Origin of the sequence: Nocardioides aquiterrae (assembly GCF_039526625.1) — a bacterium.
Lineage (GTDB): Bacteria > Actinomycetota > Actinomycetes > Propionibacteriales > Nocardioidaceae > Nocardioides > Nocardioides aquiterrae.
Window position 1 is genome coordinate 55,989 of record NZ_BAAAJE010000012.1, and the last position, 19,715, is coordinate 75,703.

Here is a 19,715-nt window from a genome sequence, read left to right on the forward strand (position 1 = left end):
GTCGTCGGAACGCCGTTCTGACCACACGATCGTCAGGGACTATCCCTTTTCCACAGGTACGGGGAGGTCGAGGGCCCGGATCGCGTCGGCGAGGGTGGTGCCGTCCAGGATCTGGCCGGCGGGGTCGAGGGCGTGGCCGTCGTACTTCCTCATCAGCCGGGCGATCTCGCGCGCGACGGCGGGGTCGGGGTCCGGGTCGGCGCGGGTCCACGGCACGATCTGCACGAGGACGGCGTCGGGGTACCGCTCCCGCAGCCGCCCCAGGTAGACCTCGATCGCGTCGAGGATCGCCGGCGTCGCGTACACCCCGAGGTCGTTGCGCCCCGCGTCGACCACCACGACGTCCGGCTCCTGCGCGGGCAGGTCGTCGAGGCGACCGCCGAGCACCCGGTTGTCCGGGTCGAACGCCGTGCCGTCGCTGAGGAAGCCGGTGCCCTGCTGGGCGTCGACCGCGCACTCCCACCCCAGCGCGGTCGCGGCGTCGCACGACCGGGCGGTGTAGCCGTCGCCGATCCACACCGACCGCACCCCGGCCCGCTCGCTTGGGGAGGCGGTGGGGCTCGGCGGGTCGGACAGGGCGGGCTCCCGCGCGATCCGCGACGCCGTCCGGTCCACCTCGTGCCGGAAGTCCACCCACATCGCGGCCGTCGCCACCACGACCAGCACGGCGAGCAGGGCGACCAGGACGCCCCCGACGCGTGACGACATGGTCCGACGCTAGCGGCTCCCAACCGCCAGACTGTGCAGGTGGACGTGGGGATGACGCTGCCCGTCATGGAGCCGGACCTGTGGGCCGAGACCGACACGCTCGAGCGCTGGTCGCGCGCGGTCGACGAGGGCCCCTGGTCGTCGCTCTGCTTCGGCGAGCGGATGGCCTTCGACAACCCGGACACGCTGACCCTGCTCGGGGCGGTCGCCGCGTGGACCAGCCGGGTCCGCCTGGTGACGACGGTCGTCGTACCGCAGCTGCACGCCCCGGTGCCGCTCGCGAAGGCGCTGGCGACCGGCGACCGGCTCAGCGGCGGCCGCCTGACGGTCGGCCTCGGCGACGGCGGACGGGACGAGGACTACCGCGCCGCCGACGCCGACCTCGGCACGCGGACGATCGTGGGGCTGGCCGAGCGGGTCGCCGCGATGCGCCGGGTCTGGGCGGGCGAGCGGGTCGCCGACGCCGTCCGCCCGGTCGGTCCGCCGCCGGTGCAGCCGGGCGGACCCGAGCTGCTGGTCGGCACCCTCGGGCCGCGCACCATCCGGGCCGCGGCCGCCTGGGCCGACGGGCTCGCCGGGATGTCGCTCGACCTCGACCTCGCCGAAATGGCGAAGGTCTTCGAGCTGACCCGCGACGCCTGGCGGGAGGCCGGCCGCCCGGCGCCGCGGCTGACCACGTCGTTCTGGTTCGCGCTCGGCGAGCCGGACCGGGCGCGCGCCCAGGTGCACCGGCACCTGCGCCACTACATGAACTGGATCCCGGCCGAGTACGTCGACGCGCTCGCCGCCACGGCGGGGTTCGCGGGGACGCCCGCGCAGCTGGCCGGCGTCCTCCGGCAGGTCGCGGACCTCGGCGCGGACGAGGTCCAGCTGATCCCGACGAGCTCCGGCGTCGACCAGGTCCACCGGATCGCGGAGCTCCTGATGGATTGACCGGGGGGTTTACGGGTCACTGACGCATGTGGAGCCCTACTCTTCGCAGGTGAGGATGGACTGGCTGCCTGTCTCGGCGGCACTGCTGCTGACCGGGGCGCTCGCGCTCTGCCTCGGCGGCTTCCTGCTGCCCCAGTCCGACAGCTCCGCCGAGTCGCTGCGGATCGTCCAGGAGCAGGGCGGCCAGTGGATGGCGGCGGCCGTCGTCCTCTTCATCGCCTCCATCTGCCTCTCGCTCGGGCTCCCGGCGGTGATGACGCTGTTCCAGCGGCGCGGCTGGACGGTCGGGGTGATCGCGGCGGTGGTGCTCGAGGTCGGGTTCATCGGCACCGCCGGCTTCGCGATGCTGATGGGCTTCTTCCGGGCCCTGGTGAACACCCAGACGATCAAGAGCCAGGGCCTCGACGACGTCGCCACCGACGCCGGGCTGGCGATCTTCCTCTACGCGTGGATCGCGGGCCTCTACGTGGGCGAGCTGCTGCTCGCGATCGCGCTGCTGCGGGCCGCGACGGTGCCGCGGTGGGTGCCGATCGCGCTGATCGCCCACGCGCTGACCTTCCCGATCTCGGGCCTGCTGCCGGAGTACCTCTCCAAGGCGACCGTGCTGCTGCTGGTGCTCGGGTTCGCCGGCGTCGCCATCCACGCCACCTCGCCGCAGAACCGACAGCGCCTCAGCTGAGCGCACGGGCCAGGTCGCGCACCTGGTCCAGCGGCGCGTCGTACCCCGGGAAGTAGGCGCAGACCCGGTCGGCCACGTCGCCGAACCGGCGCCGGATCTCGGCCGCGCACTCCTCCGGCGTGCCGCGGACGGCGAGGGTCGCGAGCATCTCGTCGGTGACCAGGCCGAGCATCGCGCTCCGGTCGCCGGCCTTGGCGAGCCGGTTGAGCTCGGGCTGGACGTGCGCCCAGCCCTCGACCTCGAGGACCGGGCGGTACGCCGGGGTCGAGCCGTAGAACGCGAGCAGCCCGCGGACGCCGGTGGTCGCGGCGGCCAGCTCGTCGCCGGTGCGCCCCATCGCGACGATCGCCTGCGGCACGATCGCGAACCCGTCGCGGCTGCGGCCGGCCGCCGCCAGGCCGGCGTCCACCGCGGGCAGGGTGCGCTCGCGGAAGTGCCGGTGGCTGTGGAACGGCATCACCAGCAGGCCGTCGGCGACCTCGGCGGCGGTCCGCGTCATCAGCGGCCCGAGGGCGCCGAGCAGCACCGGCGGGACGCCGTACGGGTTCGGGCCGGGCACGAACGCCGGCGGCATCAGCGTGTGCCGCGTGAACTCGCCGCGGAAGTCCAGCAGGGTGCCGTCCTGCCAGGACCGCAGGATCGCCTTGACCGCGAGCACGGTCTCGCGCATCCGCGCGGCGGGGCGGCTCCACGTGGCGCCGTACCGGTGCTCGATGTGCGGCCGGACCTGCGAGCCCAGGCCCAGGCGGAAGCGTCCGTGCGACAGCAGCTGCAGGTCGTACGCCGAGTGCGCGAGGTGCATCGGGCTGCGGGGGATCGCGATCGCGACGTTGGTCAGCAGGTCGGTCTCGACCGCGCCCGCCGCCGCGGCCAGCGGGAGGAACACGTCGTGCGGCCCCTCGAACGTGAACAGCCCGGCGACCCCGGCGCCGACGAGCTCGCGGGCGCGGTCGGCGGCGGCGTGAGGCCGCGCGTCGAGCTGGACGTCGAGAAGCACCCGAGCAACCTAGCCGCTCGGGAACCCCGCTCGCGCTGTCAGCGCAGCGACAGGCAGCCCTTGGTCTCGGGGGCCCAGGGCAGCGCCGCGTCCTCGGCGATCCGGCCGTCGAGCGCGGCCGCGACGTCCTCCGGCCACGGAGCAGTGCGCCGGGTGTTCATGTCGATGTGGAGGAAGATCTCCTCCATCACGCAGCTGAGCTGCTGGTGGGTCTCGTCGAGCAGGTACACCAGCGCGTGCGCCGCCCGCTCCGAGCGGCCCAGCAGCCGCACCCGCGTCGACATCCGGTCGCCGGTGCGCAGCTCGGCCACGTAGGTGACGTGGTGCTCGGCCGAGAAGCAGGCGTGGCCGTGGGCCGGCCAGTTCTGCGGGATCCCCAGCGGCACCAGGGCCTCGTCGAGGCCTTCGCTCGCGATGCCGGTGTAGTGCCGCACGTTGAGGTGCCCGTTGACGTCCTCGAACGCGATCGGCACCGGCTGCTCGGCGTACGCCGGCAGGGCGGCCAGCTGGTCGTAGGTGGGGTGGCTCACGGTTCGCGACCCTACCCGCATCTAGGCTCGGCAGATGACCACGGGGGATCGGGACGACCACGTGCACGAGGAGCTCGCGGCGGCCCTCGCGGCCGTCGCCGAGCACGCGCGGCTGACCGCACGGCTGGAGCGGGCGCGAGCGGCGGAGACCGAGGCGGCGGCCGCGTCGTCGCAGGCACGCGGGCGGCTCGCCGAGGAGACGGCCGACGTCGAGGCCCTGGAGTCGTTCAGCCCGACCCGGGTCTGGGCGGCCCTGCGCGGCAGCCGCGACGCCGACCTCGACCGGGAGCAGGCCGAGAAGCAGGCGGCCGAGTACGCCGTGGCGCGCGCCGACGCGGTGCTGCAGGCAGCCCGCGACGAGGTGCGTCGCGCCGAGACCGGGCTGGCCGCCCTCGGCGACGTCGCCGGCCGGCGCGACCGGGCGCTGCAGGCCAAGGAGGACTCGCTGGTCGGGGCCGGCGGCCCGGTGGCAGCGGAGCTCACCCGGATCGCCGGCGAGCTCGGCACGGCCGACGCTGAGGCGGCGGAGGTCGCGGAGGCCGCCGCAGCCGGGGAGATCGCCGCGACCTGCCTGGCGCGGGCCGACGAGCTGCTCGGGAAGGCCGGCGACTGGGCGTCGTACGACACGTTCCTCGGCGGCGGGATGTTCACCGACGCGATGAAGTACGACCGGATGGACCAGGCGCAGCGGCTGCTGCACGACGCCGACCTGGCCCTGCGCCGGTTCGCGCACGAGCTCGCCGACGTAGGCCTGCAGGCGACCGTCCAGGGGCTCTCCGTCGACGGGCTGACCCAGGCCTTCGACGTGTGGTTCGACAACATCTTCACCGACTGGTCGGTGAAGAACCGGATCAGCGACGCGGCCCGCCGTACCGCCGAGGCCGCGCAGGCCGTCCACGACCTGCGCGTCCGCCTCGACCGCCGTCAGCGCGAGCTCGCCGACCGGCAGGCCGCCCTGCGGGCCGAGCGGGAGCGGTTGCTCGCGGGCTGAGCCCTACTTGCTCGCCTTGCGCGCCCGGCTGGCGATCTTGGCCCGCTCGTTCTGGTCGAGCACGACCTTGCGGATCCGGACCGTCTCCGGGGTGACCTCGACGCACTCGTCCTCGCGGCAGAACTCCAGGCACTGCTCGAGCGAGAGCTTGCGCGGCGGCACCAGCTTCTCGAAGTTGTCGGAGGTCGCGGACCGGATGTTGGTCTGCTGCTTCTCCTTGGTGATGTTGACGTCCATGTCGTCGGCGCGGGAGTTCTCGCCGACGATCATGCCCTCGTAGACCTCGGTCGCCGGCTCGACGAACATCACGCCGCGCTCCTGCAGCGAGGTCATCGCGTACGCCGTCGCCGCACCCGCCCGGTCGGCCACCAGCGAGCCCGAGGCGCGCGAGCGGATCTCGCCGGCCCACGGCTCGTAGCCCTCGGAGATGTGGTGGGCGATGCCGGTGCCGCGGGTGTCGGTGAGGAACTCGGTCCGGAACCCGATCAGGCCGCGGGCCGGGACCAGGAACTCCATCCGCACCCAGCCGGTGCCGTGGTTGGTCATCTGCTCCATCCGGCCCTTGCGGGTGGCGAGCAGCTCGGTGATCGTGCCGAGGTACTCCTCCGGCGCGTCGATCGTGAGCCGCTCGACCGGCTCGTGCACCTTCCCGTCGATCTCCTTGGTGACCACCTGCGGCTTGCCGACGGTCAGCTCGTAGCCCTCACGGCGCATCTGCTCGACCAGGATCGCGAGCGCCAGCTCGCCGCGGCCCTGCACCTCCCACGCGTCCGGACGCTCGGTCGGGAGGATCCGCAGCGACACGTTCCCGACCAGCTCGGCGTCCAGGCGGTCCTTGACCAGCCGGGCGGTGACCTTCGAGCCCTTCAGGCGCCCGACCAGCGGCGAGGTGTTGGTCCCGATCGTCATCGAGATCGCCGGCTCGTCGACGTGGATCAGCGGCAGCGCGATCGGGTTCTCGGCGTCCGCGAGCGTCTCGCCGATCGTGATGTCCGGGATGCCGGCGACGGCGACGATGTCGCCCGGGCCGGCCTCCTCACCGGGCTTGCGCTCCAGGCCCTCGGTGATCAGCAGCTCGGTGATGCGCACGTTCTTCTTCTCGCCGTCGCGGCGGATCCACGCGACGGTCTGGCCCTTGCGCAGCGTGCCCTGCTTGATGCGCAGCAGCGCGAGCCGGCCCAGGAACGGCGACGCGTCGAGGTTGGTGACGTGCGCCTGCAGCGGCGCGCCCTCGTCGTACGTCGGCGCCGGGATGGTCTCGAGGATCGTCCGGAACAGCGGCTCGAGGTCGGTGCCGTCCGGCAGCTCGCCGTTCGCGGGCTGCTCCAGCGACGCGATGCCGGCCTTGCCGGAGGCGTAGACGACGGGGAAGTCCAGCGCGTCCTGGCTGTGGTGCTCGTCGAGCAGGTCCATGAAGAGCTCGTAGGTCTCGTCGACGACCTCCTCGATGCGGGCGTCGCTGCGGTCGACCTTGTTGACGACGAGCACGACCGGCATGTCGGCGTTCAGCGCCTTGCGCAGCACGAAGCGGGTCTGCGGCAGCGGGCCCTCGCTCGCGTCGACCAGCAGGACGATCCCGTCCACCATCGACAGGCCGCGCTCGACCTCGCCACCGAAGTCCGCGTGGCCCGGGGTGTCGATGATGTTGATCGTCATGCTGTCGACGCCGGCCTCGCGCGCGGACGGGCCGGTGTAGTGGATCGCGGTGTTCTTCGCGAGGATCGTGATGCCCTTCTCGCGCTCGAGGTCGCCGGAGTCCATCACCCGGTCGGCGACGCTCTCCGCCTGGTGCTCGGTGAAGGCACCCGCCTGGCGGAGCATCGCGTCGACCAGGGTGGTCTTGCCGTGGTCGACGTGGGCGACGATCGCCACGTTGCGGAGGTCGGTTCGAGCGGTGGTAGGCACGAGGATCGAGTCTAGTTGTTGCCGCGCGTCGCGCCCTCATCGTCGCGAGGGTGGCTGACGACACGTCGGTTTTCTCCGGTCAGCCGGTGAAACCCGACCGACACGCCGTGAGCCGTCGGCGTGTCGGTCGGGTTTCGGCGGACAAGTCGGCGTCACGCCGCCCAGGTCTCGCCACGCATCGTCGCGACGATCCGGGCGACGATCAGCTCGGGGCGGTAGAGATCGGCCCAGACGATCCGGATGCAGCGCCAGCCGGTCAGGCCACAGACGAGCTCCTCGCGACGCTTCTCGCGCAGCACGCAGTCGGCGACGCTCTCGCCCTTCCGTCGGTACTTGAGGTACTTCTCCTTGCCGTCGAACTCGAGGAAGACGCGCAGTTCCGGCCATGCGAAGTCGACGCGGTGCACAACCCGGCCGGACCGGTCACGGATCTCGTACTGCGGTTCCGGGCGGGGGAGAAGCGCCCGCCGGAGCATCCAGGACGTGCGGGTCTCCCCGGCGGACTCGTGGCGCCCGTCGGCATGCATCAGGACGACGGGCACGTTGAGCGATCCGGGGTCGTGAGCCATGCCCGCCGCTCGCCGTTCGAGCAACGGGATCGTGGTCTCGCGCGTGTGCAGGAGTCCGTCGACCACCACGAGTGCATGCTCCTCGTCGGTCATCTCGATGATCTCGAGCGCGGTGCGGGTGCCCGCGGTGATGGGCAGGCCGTTCCTGATCGTGGTGTCCTCGACGAGGAGGTCACCCCGGTGCGGTCGGCGGCCGGCGTTGCGCCGGTCTGCCTTGCGATCGAGGCTGTTGACGTGGACGTCGTCGCCGAGGTCCCACACCGGAACCGCCAGGGCGCGCGCTGCCGACGGGCCGGTGAGCAGCGTCGGCTTGCGTGCTCGCCGGAGCACCGCACGGCAGAGCAGGATGTGCCGCTCCTCCTCGTCGAGTCGCCGCCAGGCCTCGGCGAACACGTAGGCGCCCTGGCGGATCCGCACGAGTTCGCCGCGCTTCACCAGCCGGGTGATCGCCTTGTCGTGGTAGCCCATCGCCAGCAGGTCGCCGGTGGTCATCAGGTTGTCGTCGCGAAGGACGATCTTGGGTGACTTCATCATGGCCGATCGCATTCCGCGTTCGGCCATCGCTTCTGCTGGGCCGAGCCGCACCTGTGGACGAACGTGCAGGGGGCGTGGTCTGTGGACACCAACCGGGCCGCCGGTCCCGGACTTGTCGTGCGAAAGCCGACCGACACGCCGTGCCTCCGCGGCGTGTCGGTCGGCTTTCTCCGGTCAGCCGGTGAAACCCGACGTGTCGCGACCTTGCGCAAACCACCACCCGCACGAGTGAGCCGCGGCTACCCTCGATGGCGTGGGGGGAGCGCTTCGGCGTGCGTTGACGGGGGGCCTCGCGACGACGCTGCTCGTCGGGGGCCTCGCTGCGCTGCCCGCCCGGCCCGCCGCCGCGGTGAGCACCGGGCGGCCGATCGCGGTCGCTGCTGCCGGCGACGGCACGTCGTACGTCGGGTACGCCGCCGGCGACCGGCTGCTCCGCCTGGACGCCGGCGGCACCGTCGTCGGCTCGGTGCTGCTGGACCGGCCCGGGCCGGTCACCGCCCTCGACGTCGGACCCGACGAGCACGTCTGGGTCTTCTACGGCGACAGCGTGTCCGAGCTCGCGCCGGACGGGACCGTGCTCGAGCACTTCGGGGTCCGGTCGGGCGCCGGCTGCCCGCTGGACCGCGCCCACGACCCCGCGCGCTACGGCGGCCTCGAGGTGACCGACGACGCGGTCTACGTCGCCGGCCGCTGCGTCGCGACCCTCGGGATCTACCGGCACGACGGGGACCTGGTGGCCAGCGTCGACCTGCCCGGCTCGGCGTACCCCGGCGACGTCGCGGTCGCGCCCGCCGCCAAGGACCTGCCCGGACGGACCTACGTGTCGCAACCGGACACCGGCAAGGTCTTCGCCTACAACACCTCCGCCCTCCGGTCGGCGCACCCGAGCCCGGTGAAGACGCTGGCGATCAAGCGGTTCTTCGGCTACCACCGGCCCGCCCCGGGCCCGCTCGCGGCCGACGAGAAGGGCCAGCTCGCCGTCGTCGACGTCGCCAACAACGCCGTGCACTTCTACAACGGCCCCCAGAGGTACTGGTACTACCGGACCCTCGGCCACCCGCCGGAGCCGGCGTCCGACCGCGGCTTCCTCGACCGGCCGGCGGCGTTCGACTACGCCCGCGGCAGCTTCAAGCAGGGCTTCTGGATCGCCGACACCGGCAACGGCCGGGTCCAGCACTGGGACTACCTCGGCACCACCGACTGGATGGCGGACGCCGTGCCGCCCGGCGACTCGGGTGCGCCGGTCAGCTCGCAGCTGCCGCGGATCAGCGGCCCGCCGTACGCCGGCCGGCTCCTCACCTGCGACCCCGGGACGTGGGACGCCGCGCCGGCGTCGTACGACGTGGCCTGGCTGCGCGACGGGCTGCCGATCCCCGGCGCCCACGAGCTCGAGTACACGGTGACCTCGCGCGACGTGGCGACCGAGCTGTCCTGCACGGTGACCGCGCACGCCGCCGACGGCGCCGCCTCGGCCCCGATCTCCAGCGAGGTCTTCCCGATCCCCGGGCCGCACTCCCCGCCCTACGTCCTGGAGCGACCGGTGATCCGCGGCACCGCCCGGTCGGGGTCGGTGCTGCGGTGCAGCAACGGGACGTGGACCGGCAAGCACCCGACGTCCTACCTGCGCGGCTGGCTGCGCGACGGGCAGCTGCTCCCGGGGACCAACGCCCCGGAGTACCTCGTCACCGACAACGACCGCTACCACGAGCTGACCTGCCGGGTGGCGGCCGTGAACCGCAACGGCACCGGCAAGGTCGCGCTCAGCGACCCGGTCGAGGTGGACGACGGCGGCGGTGGTTCCCACGTCGGCCCGCCGCGCAACACCGCGCGGCCGCGGGTCGTCGGGAAGGCGAAGCTCGGCTCGGTCCTCTACTGCGACCCCGGGCGGTGGCGCAACGCACCGGTCTTCACCTACGTGTGGCGGCGCGACGGCGCCCCGATCGGTGGCTCGGAGCAGGACCGGTACGAGGTGCTCGGCGACGACCTCCACCACCAGCTCACCTGCCTGGTCACCGGCACCAACCCCTCCGGGTCCGACCACGCGAGCTCGAAGGCGGTCCGGCCGCGCCGGTAGGGCGCTCCTGAGGCGCCGTTCCTGCGCAATTGAACGACCACCCTCCCGCTACCGGCGAGTAACGGAGGCTGGGCGTTCAATTGAACGATCCGGTCACGCCCACGTCCGACGTAGGTTGGGCGCCATGCCCCGGATCGCCACCAACGACCGCGTCGACCGCGACCAGCTCCTGGACTTCGTCCGCACCCGGCACCACCTGGTGCTGGTGACCACCCGCGCGGACGGACGGCCGCAGGTCTCGCCGGTGACCGGCGGGGTGGACGCCGAGGGGCGGATCGTCATCTCGACGTACCCCGACCGCGCCAAGGCGACCAACCTGCGCCGCAACCCGGCCGCCAGCGTGCTGGTGCTCTCCGACGAGTGGGACGACGCCTGGGTGCAGGTCGACGGCACCGCCGAGGTGCTGGACATGCCGAGCCCCGAGGCCGAGGACGGCCTGGTCGAGTACTTCCGGTGCATCTCCGGCGAGCACCCCGACTGGGACGAGTACCGCCAGGCGATGCGGCGGCAGGGCAAGTCGCTGGTCCGGATCACCGTCGACCGCTGGGGCCCGGTCGCCACCGGCGGGTTCCCGGCGGACCGCGTACCGGACTAGAGCGGCCGGGCTAGAGCGCCGGGCGGAGGGCGATCGTCCGGTTAGGCTCGACACGTGCGCGCCCAAGCCCCCCTGGGCCGCCTCGTGGGCATGGCCATGATCGTGGCGGGGCTCGGGACCGTCTCCTTGGCGACCCCGGAGGTGGCCGCCGCGGCCACCTCCGACAGCCCGACCGCGATCGCGGTCGCGCCGAACGGCACGACGTACGTCGGGTTCTCGACCGGCGGCAAGCTGGTGCGGATCTCGGCGGGCGGCAAGCTCAAGGGTGGCCTCGCGCTCGACCAGGACGAGGCCGTCGACGGTCTGTACGCCACCGATCGCGGGGACGTCTGGGTCGACTACGAGACCGGGTTCTCGCTGCTCGGCCCGACGGGCAAGGTCAAGGCGCACCACGACCACGACCCCGTCCGGACGTGCGACAGCAGCACGCCGGCCTCCCGGTACGGCGGCATCACCGCCAACGGCAACCGGATCTACATCGCCAACCGCTGCCACGACAGCATCTCGGTCTACGCCCGCAACGGCGACCTGACGGCCACCGTGAAGCTGCCCGGCCGGCCCCGGGGGATCTCGTACGGCGGCCCGCAGGCCGGCCGCCCGGCGTTCGTGTACGTCGCCCTCCCGGACCAGGGCAAGGTCCTCTCGTTCAAGGCGTCGTCGCTGCGGAGCTCGTCGAGGCCGGCGCACACCTACACGCTCAAGAGGCCGGCGGGCGGCAAGAAGCCGGTGCCCGGCGGGGTCGCCGTCGACAAGTACGGCCAGCTGGCCGTCAGCGACATGGCGAACAACGCGCTGTACCTCCTGGACGCCAACCACGACTTCTCGCTCTACCGCACCCTCGGCCACCCGCCGCGGGCCAGCCGCGCGGCCGGCCGGCTCGACAACCCCACCGCGATCGCCCAGCACGAGCAGGACGGCGGCGGCCTCGCCGGCAACCTCTTCATCGCCGACACCGACAACAACCGCGTCCAGCGCTGGGACACCGCCGGCTACACGTTCTGGAGCAAGGGCGTGCACCCGGGCTCCGGCGGCGGTGGTGGCGGCGGCGGTGGCGGCGGTGGCGGCGGGGGTGGCGGCGGCGGTGGCGGCGGCGGTGGCGGCGGCGGTGGCGGTGGCACCGGCGAGGGCCCGGCCAACATCACCCCGCCCAGCATCACCGGTACGCCGGCCGTCGGCGAGCGACTGATCTGCAACAAGGGCACGTGGGACGAGGGCGGCAACCTCGTCCTCTACGCCTACCGGTGGCTGCGCGACGGCACCGCGATCACGGGTGCGACCACGCCGTCGTACGTCGTGACGGCCGACGACGCCGGGACCGACCTCACCTGCGTGGTCCGGGCCACCAACGCCGACGGCACGACCGAGAAGAGCTCGGACCCGGTCACCATCGGCGGCGGCGGTGGCGGATCGGGGCCGACGAACTCCGCCCCGCCGACGATCACCGGTACCCCCACGGTCGGCCAGGTGCTCACCTGCAACGCCGGCACCTGGACCGGCACCGGGATCGGCTACGGCTACCAGTGGCAGCGCGACGGAGCGGCGATCGGCGGCGCGACCTCCCCGACGTACACCGTGGTCGCCGCCGACAGCGGCCGGGCGCTCACCTGCGCGGTCACCGCCACGAACTCCTCCGGCAACCGGACGGTGACCTCCGCCGCCGTCACGGTGGGCGCGGCGGGCACCGGCCCGGTCAACACGGTGCTGCCGTCGATCACCGGCACCGCGGCCCCCGGTCAGGTGCTGACCTGCAACCCGGGCACCTGGACCGGCACCGGGATCAGCTACACCTACGTGTGGAAGCGCGGCTCCACCGCGGTGGGCGTCGGGCCGACGTACACGCTCGTGGCCGACGACGCGGGCACGTCGCTCACCTGCACGGTCACCGCCACGTCCACCGCCGGCAGCACCGTCGTCACCAGCGCGGCGTTCGCCGTTCCCGCCCTGCCGCCGGTCGCCCCGGCCAACGCCACGCCCCCGTCGATCACGGGCACGCCGACGGTCGGGCAGACCCTGACCTGCAACCCCGGCGTGTGGACCGGCAGCCCGACGTTCGCCTACCTGTGGCGACGCAACGGCGGGCCCACCGGCGTGACCACCACGACGTACGTCGTCGCCGGGGCGGACGCCGGCGCCAGCCTGGTGTGCACGGTGATCGCGACCAACGCGGTCGGCAACGGCGCCGCGAACTCGCCCGCGGTCGTGGTCGCGGACCTCAACCCGCCGACGAACACCGGCTCGCCGTCGCTCACCGGTTCGGGGGCGGTCGGCACCGCGCTCACCTGCGAGAAGGGCGCCTGGACCGGCACGAACCTCACCTTCCGTTACGCCTGGGTCCGCAACGGCGTCCCGGTCGCGGACACGGGGTCGGACCGGTACGTCGTGCTGTCGGAGGACCAGGGCGCCGCGCTGTCGTGCGCGGTGACCGCGCGCAGCTCCGCCGGCAGCACCTCCGCGTCGACGTCGTCGCGGGTGGTGCCGACGTCCGTGACCGGCGCGCCCACGCCCGCGACCGCCCCCGCGATCACGGGCACCGCGGCGCTCGGGCAGACGCTCACCTGCGACGTCGGCACCTGGACCGGCGACCCGACGATCACGTTCACCACCATCTGGCAGCGGGACGGGGAGACGATCGCGCCCGGCGCCACCCACGTCGTGGTGGCCGCCGACCAGGGAACGACGCTGCGCTGCCTGGTGGTGGCGGCGAACGCCACCGCGAGCAGGGGCGCGGCGCGGTCCGCGCCGGTCGGTGGCGGCGCGTGCAACGGACCGGTCGGGGTCCTGATCAACGGGGGCGCGGCGGAGACCGTCAGCCCCGACGTCCAGCTGTCGGTGCACGCGCCGGCCGGCACCGCGACGCTGCTGATCTCCAACAACGCGGATATGTCCGGAGCGACGTCCGTGCCCGTGTCCGGCACCTGCACCTACCCCTGGCGGCTCAATTCGATCCCGGGGCTGCCGCTGGCTTGGTCGGTGTACGTGCAGTTCGACGGCACCGGCACGCCGGTGACCGACTCGATCCGGGTCAACCAGCCGGCCCGGCCCGTAGCCCGCCTCTGGTGACATGCTGGAGGCATGACCTGCCGGTTCGTGCCGCCGTACCTGCTCAGCCGGATCGCGCCCGAGACCCTGCTCGTCGACGAGGCGCACCGGCGACGCCGGACCGCCCTGCAGCTCGAGGGCCGGGCGCTGGTCGCCGTCGGCGGGCCCGCGTGGGTGGTGCACACCGCCGACGGTGACACCACGCTGCCCGGCGCCGTCGTCCGCTCGGCAGGCGACCCCGCCACGGGCGACGTCGCGGTCGACGAGGCCGCGAACGGCATCACCGGGGCGCTCGCGCTGTTCGCGGACGTCTACGGCCGCGCGTCGTACGACGGCCGCGGGGCGCGCGTCGTGCTGACCGTCCACTACGGCCGCGACTACGACAACGCCTTCTGGAACGGCACCCAGCTGGTCTTCGGCGACGGGGACGGCAAGGTCTTCGGCCGGTTCACCGCGCCGGTGGACGTGCTCGGCCACGAGCTCACCCACGCGGTCACCGAGCACACCGCGGGGCTGCGCTACCAGGACCAGCCGGGGGCGCTCAACGAGTCGGTCTCCGACGTGTTCGCCGCCTGCCTCAAGCAGCGGCTGCTGGGCCAGTCCGCGGAGGAGGCGGACTGGCTGATCGGCGAGGGCATCTTCCTGCCCGGCGTCCGGGCGCGGGCGCTGCGCGACATGGCCCACCCCGGGACGGCGTACGACGACCCGGCCCTGGGCCGCGACCCGCAGGTCGGCACCCTCGCCGACTACGTCGAGACCGAGGACGACAACGGCGGCGTGCACATCAACTCCGGCATCCCGAACCGGGCCTTCCAGCTCGCCGCCACCGGCATCGGCGGCACGACGTGGGACGGCGCCGGCCGGGTCTGGTACGACGCGCTCACCGGCGGCGCGGTCCGCGCGGACACCGACTTCGCGGGCTTCGCCGCCGCGACGGTCGCGGTGGCCGGCGAGCACGCGGACGCCGTACGCCGGGCGTGGTCGGCCGTCGGCGTCCCGGTCGACACCGGCGCCGGCCGGCGGGTGGCCGTGCGCCGCACCGGCGGGTTCGCGGGCCTGCGGGCCAGCGGCGAGGCGGACCTCGACGGCGACGACCCGCGGGCCTCCGAGCTGGCCGCCCTGGTCGACCGGGTCGACGTCGCGGCCCTGTCCGCCGGCGACCCCCAGCCGGACCGCTACGTCTACGAGTTCGACCTCTGCGGAAGTCGCTGCCGGGTCCCCGAGCAGCACCTCACCCCCGACCTGGCGCGGATCGCCGAGCTGCTGCTCTGAGGGATAGTCCCTGACGAAAATGTGGTCTGGGAACGCTCCCACACCCCGAGAAGGTCAGGGACTACCGCTCAGGCGAGCGCCCGGTCGAGTGCGGCCGCGACGTGGAGGGTGGTGCAGGGGAACACCGGGATGTCGGCGTCGGCCTGGCGGACGAGCAGCTCGAGCTCGGTGCAGCCGAGGATGACGCCGCCGGCGCCGGCGTCCCAGAGCTCGTCGATCAGGCCCACCATCGTGCGGCGCGAGGAGTCGAGCACCTTGCCGTGGACCAGCTCGTCGTAGATGACGCGGTTCACGACCGCGTGGTGCCGCTCGTCCGGCACGTGCACGGTGAGCCCGTGCGAGGCGATCCGGTCGGTGAAGAACGACCGCGACATCGCGAACGTCGTGCCGAGGAACCCGACCTCCTGCACGCCCTGTGCCCGGCAGGCGTCCGCGACCACGTCGGCGAGGTGCAGCAGCGGGATCTGCACGGCGTCCGCGACCTGGTCGGCGACGCGGTGGAACGTCGTCGTGCACAGCATCAGGAAGTCGGCCCCGGCCGCCTCCACCCCGCGCGCCGCGCGCGCGAGGATCTCCGCGACCTCGTCCCAGCGCTCCTCCTCCTGGAGGGCGGTCACCTCCGCGAAGTCCACCGACGCGAGCACGGTCTTCGCCGACGACAGCCCGCCGACCCGCGCCTCGACCCCCTGGTTGAGGGCCTCGTAGTAGGCCGCGCTGCTCTCCCAGCTCATCCCGCCGACGAGTCCGATGGTCTGCATGCGGGCCACTCTCTCAGAGAACCCGGGTGGGTCTCGACACGCGGACCACGGCCTCGCAAGCTCAGCCGTGCCGCTCGCTCGACCTCCACCGCGTCAGGGCTTCGCTCCGCTCAGCCCTGGCGGTGGACCTTGTGCTGGGCGGCTTGCGCCTTGGGACGGATCACCAGCTCGTCGATGCTGACGTGGGCGGGCCGGGTGACCATCCAGGTGATGGCGTCGGCGACGTCGTCGGCGACCAGCGGCTCGGCGACGCCGGCGTACACCGCCTGCGCCTTCTCCTCGTCGCCGCCGAACCGGACCAGCCCGAACTCCTCGGTCTTCACCATCCCGGGCGCGATCTCCATGACCCGGACCGGCTGGTCGTAGAGCTCCAGGCGCAGCGTCTCGTTGACGACCTGGGTCCCGTGCTTGGCGGCGGTGTAGCCGGCGCCGCCCTCGTAGGCGATCCGGCCCGCGGTCGAGCCGACGTTGAGGATCACGCCGTCCCTGCTGGCGACCAGCGCGGGCAGCAGCGCCCGGGTCACCTGCATCAGGCCGATCACGTTGACCTCGAACATCCGCCGCCAGTCGTCGCTGTCCGCCTCGGCGACCGGGCTGGCGCCGAACGCGCCGCCGGCGTTGTTGACGAGTACGTCGAGCCGGTCGCCGACCGCGCTCGCCAGGCCGGCGACCGAGTCCTCGTCGGTCACGTCGCACGCGACCGGCGTACCCCCGATCTCGGCGGCGAGGGCCTCGATCCGGTCCGCGCGTCGGGCGGCGCAGTACACGTGGAACCCCTCGCGGGCGAGGTGGCGGGCGGTCGCGGCGCCGATGCCGCTGCTCGCGCCGGTGACGACGGCGGTGCGGGTCTGGTCCATGGCGCCATTCTGGTCGCCTCCCGGCGGCCGTGGCACACTGACCTGTCGTTCTCGGAGAGGTGGGTGCGATGCGCGCTGTGGCGGCCGTGGCCGGACTGCTCGGCGGGCTCTGCTGGGTCGGGGTCCTCTGGGTGGACGCCCTGGCCTGGCCCGGCGCGGTGCTGCTCGCCCTGGCCGTGCTCGGCACCGGCGCCGGCCTGGTCAGCCGGAGCGCCGTCTGGCTGCGCGTCCTCGTCGCGGTCTGCTTCCTCGCGCTGGTCGCGTCGGTGCTGCAGGTGCTGCGGGACGGCCTCGACGACCGGGCGGTGCTCCCGGCGGCCGGTGCGGTCGCGTTCGTGGCCGCCGCGCTCGCGCTGGCCCGGCGCCCCGAGCGCCCGCCGGCGCGGCGCGGCTCCCACGCCGCCTGAGCCGACTGGGAATCAACACGGGCGGGAACCTGTTCTTCGTAGTTGGACCAGAACTGCGAGCGAACCCGAGGTGGACGTGGACCCGATCCGGCGTGTGGCGATGATCAGCCTCCACACCTCCCCGCTGGACCAGCCGGGCACCGGCGACGCCGGCGGGATGAACGTCTACGTCATCGAGCTGTCCCGCCGGCTGGCGGCCCGCGGCATCGAGGTGGACGTGTTCACGCGCGCCACCAGCTCCGCGGCCGACCCCGTCGTACCCGCGTTCGACGGCGTGACCGTCCGGCACGTCCACGCCGGCCCGTTCGAGGGTCTGACCAAGGGCGAGCTGCCCGGCCAGCTGTGCGCGTTCGCGCGCGAGGTGCTGCGCGCCGAGGCCGCCCAGCCCGAGGGCCACTACGACGTCGTGCACTCCCACTACTGGCTCTCCGGGCAGGTCGGCGCGCTGGCCCGGGACCGCTGGGGCGTGCCGCTGGTGCACTCGATGCACACCATGGCCAAGGTCAAGAACGAGGCGCTCGCGCTCGGCGACACCCCCGAGCCGCTGGCCCGGATCATCGGCGAGGAGCAGGTCGTCGAGGCGGCCGACATGCTGGTCGCGAACACCGACCTCGAGGCCAAGCAGCTGATCAACCTGTACGACGCCGAGCCGGCGCGCGTCGAGGTCGTCCACCCCGGCGTCGACCTCGACGTGTTCCGTCCGCACGACAAGGCGGTCGTCCGCCGCGAGCTCGGCCTCCCCGCGGAGGCGGCCGTGCTGATGTTCGCGGGCCGGATCCAGCCGCTCAAGGCGCCCGACGTGCTGCTGCGCGCGGTGGCCGAGCTGCTCGACCGCGACCCCGCCCTCCGCTCGCGCCTCGTGGTGCCGATCGTCGGAGGACCCTCGGGCACCGGGCTCGAGCACCCCGAGTCACTGGCCCAGCTGGCGAGCGACCTCCGCCTCGAGGACGTCGTCCGCTTCGTGCCGCCGGTCGCCCAGGACGAGCTCGCCCGCTGGTGCTCCGCGGCGACCCTGGTCGCGGTGCCGTCGTACAACGAGTCGTTCGGCCTGGTCGCCGTCGAGGCCCAGGCCACCGGGACGCCGGTCGTCGCGGCCGCGGTCGGCGGCCTGACCACCGCCGTCCGCGACGGCCACAGCGGGCTGCTGGTCGACGGGCACGACCCGGGCGCGTGGGCGGAGGCGCTGCGCCGGGTGGTCGTGGACGACGCGCTGCGGGTCCGGCTCGAGGCCGGCGCACTCCAGCAGGCGCGGCAGTTCTCGTGGGACCGGACCGCGGAGCGGGTCCTCGCCGTCTACGGTCAGGCTCAGGTCGACCTCAAGGAGGCGGTGTGACGGATCCGCGACAGGTGATCCGCGACCACCTCACGGCGAACGAGCTGGAGTACGACGAGGTCGCCGACGGCGTCTTCTCGTTCTCGCTGCCCGGGGAGCGGAAGCTGCAGACCGCCGTCCGGCTCGACGTCGGGCCGCACGCCCTCGGCGTGCACGCGTTCGTCTGCCGCAAGCCCGACGAGAACCACGAGCGGGTCTACCGCTGGCTGCTCGAGCGGAACCTGCGGATGTACGGCGTCGCGTTCGCGCTCGACGCGCTCGGCGACATCTACCTCGACGGCCGGCTGCCGCTCGCGGCCGTCACCCCCGAGGAGCTGGACCGGCTGCTCGGCTCGGTGCTGACCTACGCCGACGAGTCGTTCAACTCGATCCTCGAGCTCGGCTTCGCCTCGTCCATCCGCAAGGAGTGGGAGTGGCGCACCCTGCGCGGCGAGCCGACCAGGAACCTCGACGCGTTCCGCGGCTGGCTGGAGGCCGGCGAGGACCCGGCCCCGGACGCGGCCGGGCGCCCACCTAGGCCGGCGGGCTGACCTCTTCGGCGACCGTGCGCGGCTTGCGGCGGGCGACGGCCACGCCGACCAGGGCGAGCGCGCCGCCGACGTACGCCATCGCGGGCGGCGCCTCGTCGAGGAAGACCAGGCCCATCACGATGGTGATCGGCGGGACCAGGTAGGTGGTCACGCCGAGGCTGCTGGCGCTCATGTGCCGCAGCGCGTAGGCGTAGGTGGTGAACGCGAGCGCGGTCGGGAAGACGCCGAGGTAGACGATCCAGAGATTCGAGGACGCCGGCGCGTCGGCCGCCTCGTGGAGAAGCGTCGGCGCGAACGGCAGGCACCCGATCGCGCCCACCGTGCACGCGAGCCAGACCACGTGGATCGCGGGGAGCTTGGCGACCAGCGGCTTCTGGAGGATCAGGCTGACCGAGTAGACCACCGCCGACAGCAGGCAGAGCAGCACGCCGACCACGTCGTTGTCACCGCCCTCTCCCGACCCTTGGGACATCGACAGGCTGATCAGCCCGACGCCCCCGAACGCCAGCGCGAGGCCCAGCCCGAGGTAGAGCGTGAACCGCTCGTCGAGGAACACCGCTGCCAGCAGCGCGATCAGCACCGGCGAGACCTGGATCAGCATCGCGGCGGTGCCGGCGTCGACCCGGCGCTCGCCGGCGTTGAGCGCGACGTTGTAGACGCCGAACCACAGCACGCCGATGCTGACGATCGAGAGCCACTGCCGGCCGGTCGGGCGGGGCAGGCCGCGGCTCAGCGCGGCGACGCCCAGGCAGAGTGCGCCGACCACCAGCCGGCCGAGCGTCAACGAGCCCGGCGAGAAGTCGCGGCCGAGGTGGCGGATCGCGACGAACGCCGACGCCCAGAACACCAGCGTCACCGCCACGGCCGCGACCGGCAGCCAGGCCGGGGGTGCCGCGGTCTGCGCGGTGGGCGTGGTCGTCGTACTCGTCACCCGGCAAGCGTAGGGACGGCCACCGACGCCCGACACGCGGATTTCGGACGTCTATGCGCGATCCGCCGCCAGT

General features: G+C 73.4%; 18 protein-coding genes. 10 read left to right on the forward strand and 8 right to left on the reverse strand.

All coding sequences use genetic code 11. The features are described 5' to 3' along the window. Nucleotides 1–39 precede the first annotated feature (39 nt). Nucleotides 40–708 carry an SGNH/GDSL hydrolase family protein gene (locus ABD086_RS13155; RefSeq protein ID WP_343908007.1) on the reverse strand — a complete coding sequence of 223 codons (669 nt, stop codon included), beginning with the start codon at nt 706–708 and terminating at the stop codon, nt 40–42. Between the two features lie 39 nt (nt 709–747). Between ABD086_RS13155 and ABD086_RS13160 the strand changes: the two genes are divergently transcribed. Next, nucleotides 748–1,641 carry an LLM class flavin-dependent oxidoreductase gene (locus ABD086_RS13160; RefSeq protein ID WP_343908008.1) on the forward strand — a complete coding sequence of 298 codons (894 nt, stop codon included), beginning with the start codon at nt 748–750 and terminating at the stop codon, nt 1,639–1,641. A gap of 49 nt (nt 1,642–1,690) precedes the next feature. After that, complete coding sequence (locus ABD086_RS13165) at nt 1,691–2,320, forward strand: hypothetical protein (protein WP_343908009.1); 630 nt, start codon at nt 1,691–1,693, stop codon at nt 2,318–2,320. Here the strand turns inward: ABD086_RS13165 and ABD086_RS13170 are convergent. Beyond that, complete coding sequence (locus ABD086_RS13170) at nt 2,313–3,317, reverse strand: TIGR03617 family F420-dependent LLM class oxidoreductase (protein WP_343908010.1); 1,005 nt, start codon at nt 3,315–3,317, stop codon at nt 2,313–2,315. The genes ABD086_RS13165 and ABD086_RS13170 overlap by 8 nt on opposite strands. 38 nt (nt 3,318–3,355) lie before the next feature. Beyond that, a complete protein-coding gene (locus tag ABD086_RS13175) occupies nt 3,356–3,847 on the reverse strand; it encodes a thioesterase family protein (RefSeq protein ID WP_343908011.1) in 492 nt (163 codons plus the stop codon). A gap of 34 nt (nt 3,848–3,881) precedes the next feature. Between ABD086_RS13175 and ABD086_RS13180 the strand changes: the two genes are divergently transcribed. Next, complete coding sequence (locus tag ABD086_RS13180) at nt 3,882–4,838, forward strand: hypothetical protein (protein ID WP_343908012.1); 957 nt, start codon at nt 3,882–3,884, stop codon at nt 4,836–4,838. A gap of 3 nt (nt 4,839–4,841) precedes the next feature. On the opposite strand, the gene typA is transcribed toward ABD086_RS13180, so the two are convergent. Both typA and ABD086_RS13190 read right to left on the reverse strand, forming a co-directional pair. Then, nucleotides 4,842–6,743, reverse strand: coding sequence for a translational GTPase TypA (typA, locus tag ABD086_RS13185; protein ID WP_343908013.1), 1,902 nt, complete (start codon nt 6,741–6,743; stop codon nt 4,842–4,844). A gap of 152 nt (nt 6,744–6,895) precedes the next feature. After that, nucleotides 6,896–7,846, reverse strand: coding sequence for a type IV toxin-antitoxin system AbiEi family antitoxin domain-containing protein (locus tag ABD086_RS13190; protein ID WP_343908014.1), 951 nt, complete (start codon nt 7,844–7,846; stop codon nt 6,896–6,898). Between the two features lie 253 nt (nt 7,847–8,099). On the opposite strand from ABD086_RS13190, the gene ABD086_RS13195 reads away from it, so the two are divergent. The 4 genes from ABD086_RS13195 (at nt 8,100) to ABD086_RS13210 (ending at nt 14,826) form a co-directional block, all read left to right on the forward strand. Next, the gene (locus ABD086_RS13195) at nt 8,100–9,920 is read left to right on the forward strand and encodes an NHL repeat-containing protein (protein ID WP_343908015.1); all 1,821 of its coding nucleotides are present in this window, start codon (nt 8,100–8,102) and stop codon (nt 9,918–9,920) included. 124 nt (nt 9,921–10,044) lie between these two features. After that, nucleotides 10,045–10,515: a PPOX class F420-dependent oxidoreductase gene (locus ABD086_RS13200; protein WP_343908016.1), complete on the forward strand. Its 471-nt coding sequence runs from the start codon at nt 10,045–10,047 to the stop codon at nt 10,513–10,515. 54 nt (nt 10,516–10,569) lie between these two features. Beyond that, nucleotides 10,570–13,575: a hypothetical protein gene (locus ABD086_RS13205; protein WP_343908017.1), complete on the forward strand. Its 3,006-nt coding sequence runs from the start codon at nt 10,570–10,572 to the stop codon at nt 13,573–13,575. 12 nt (nt 13,576–13,587) lie between these two features. Beyond that, nucleotides 13,588–14,826, forward strand: coding sequence for a protealysin inhibitor emfourin (locus ABD086_RS13210; RefSeq protein WP_343908018.1), 1,239 nt, complete (start codon nt 13,588–13,590; stop codon nt 14,824–14,826). Between the two features lie 68 nt (nt 14,827–14,894). Here the strand turns inward: ABD086_RS13210 and ABD086_RS13215 are convergent, their stop codons facing one another. Continuing rightward, nucleotides 14,895–15,584, reverse strand: coding sequence for an aspartate/glutamate racemase family protein (locus ABD086_RS13215; RefSeq protein WP_343908019.1), 690 nt, complete (start codon nt 15,582–15,584; stop codon nt 14,895–14,897). 110 nt (nt 15,585–15,694) lie between these two features. Continuing rightward, nucleotides 15,695–16,441 carry an SDR family NAD(P)-dependent oxidoreductase gene (locus ABD086_RS13220; protein WP_343908020.1) on the reverse strand — a complete coding sequence of 249 codons (747 nt, stop codon included), beginning with the start codon at nt 16,439–16,441 and terminating at the stop codon, nt 15,695–15,697. A 68-nt stretch (nt 16,442–16,509) separates the two neighbouring features. Between ABD086_RS13220 and ABD086_RS13225 the strand changes: the two genes are divergently transcribed. The 3 genes from ABD086_RS13225 to ABD086_RS13235 all read left to right on the forward strand — a co-directional run bounded on the left by ABD086_RS13225 (nt 16,510) and on the right by ABD086_RS13235 (nt 18,711). Continuing rightward, a complete protein-coding gene (locus ABD086_RS13225) occupies nt 16,510–16,848 on the forward strand; it encodes a hypothetical protein (protein ID WP_343908021.1) in 339 nt (112 codons plus the stop codon). Nucleotides 16,849–16,948: 100 nt separating this feature from the next. Further along, entirely contained in the window at nt 16,949–18,181 is a 1,233-nt protein-coding gene (gene mshA / locus ABD086_RS13230) for a D-inositol-3-phosphate glycosyltransferase (RefSeq protein ID WP_343908022.1), read from the forward strand. Further along, nucleotides 18,178–18,711 carry a type III secretion system chaperone family protein gene (locus tag ABD086_RS13235; protein ID WP_343908023.1) on the forward strand — a complete coding sequence of 178 codons (534 nt, stop codon included), beginning with the start codon at nt 18,178–18,180 and terminating at the stop codon, nt 18,709–18,711. The genes mshA and ABD086_RS13235 overlap by 4 nt, the downstream gene beginning before the upstream one ends. On the opposite strand, the gene ABD086_RS13240 is transcribed toward ABD086_RS13235, so the two are convergent. After that, nucleotides 18,695–19,642 carry a DMT family transporter gene (locus ABD086_RS13240; RefSeq protein ID WP_343908024.1) on the reverse strand — a complete coding sequence of 316 codons (948 nt, stop codon included), beginning with the start codon at nt 19,640–19,642 and terminating at the stop codon, nt 18,695–18,697. The genes ABD086_RS13235 and ABD086_RS13240 overlap by 17 nt on opposite strands. Between the last annotated feature and the right edge of the window lie 73 nt (nt 19,643–19,715).

What these genes read in the sequence shown, in the direction of transcription:
- ABD086_RS13155 (WP_343908007.1), bottom strand. Translation starts at nt 708, where the DNA reads ATGTCGTCACGCGTCGGGGGCGTCCTGGTCGCCCTGCTCGCCGTGCTG.
- ABD086_RS13180 (WP_343908012.1), top strand. Translation starts at nt 3,882, where the DNA reads ATGACCACGGGGGATCGGGACGACCACGTGCACGAGGAGCTCGCGGCG.
- ABD086_RS13190 (WP_343908014.1), bottom strand. Translation starts at nt 7,846, where the DNA reads ATGATGAAGTCACCCAAGATCGTCCTTCGCGACGACAACCTGATGACC.
- ABD086_RS13200 (WP_343908016.1), top strand. Translation starts at nt 10,045, where the DNA reads ATGCCCCGGATCGCCACCAACGACCGCGTCGACCGCGACCAGCTCCTG.
- ABD086_RS13210 (WP_343908018.1), top strand. Translation starts at nt 13,588, where the DNA reads ATGACCTGCCGGTTCGTGCCGCCGTACCTGCTCAGCCGGATCGCGCCC.
- ABD086_RS13215 (WP_343908019.1), bottom strand. Translation starts at nt 15,584, where the DNA reads ATGCAGACCATCGGACTCGTCGGCGGGATGAGCTGGGAGAGCAGCGCG.
- ABD086_RS13220 (WP_343908020.1), bottom strand. Translation starts at nt 16,441, where the DNA reads ATGGACCAGACCCGCACCGCCGTCGTCACCGGCGCGAGCAGCGGCATC.
- ABD086_RS13225 (WP_343908021.1), top strand. Translation starts at nt 16,510, where the DNA reads ATGCGCGCTGTGGCGGCCGTGGCCGGACTGCTCGGCGGGCTCTGCTGG.
- mshA (WP_343908022.1), top strand. Translation starts at nt 16,949, where the DNA reads ATGATCAGCCTCCACACCTCCCCGCTGGACCAGCCGGGCACCGGCGAC.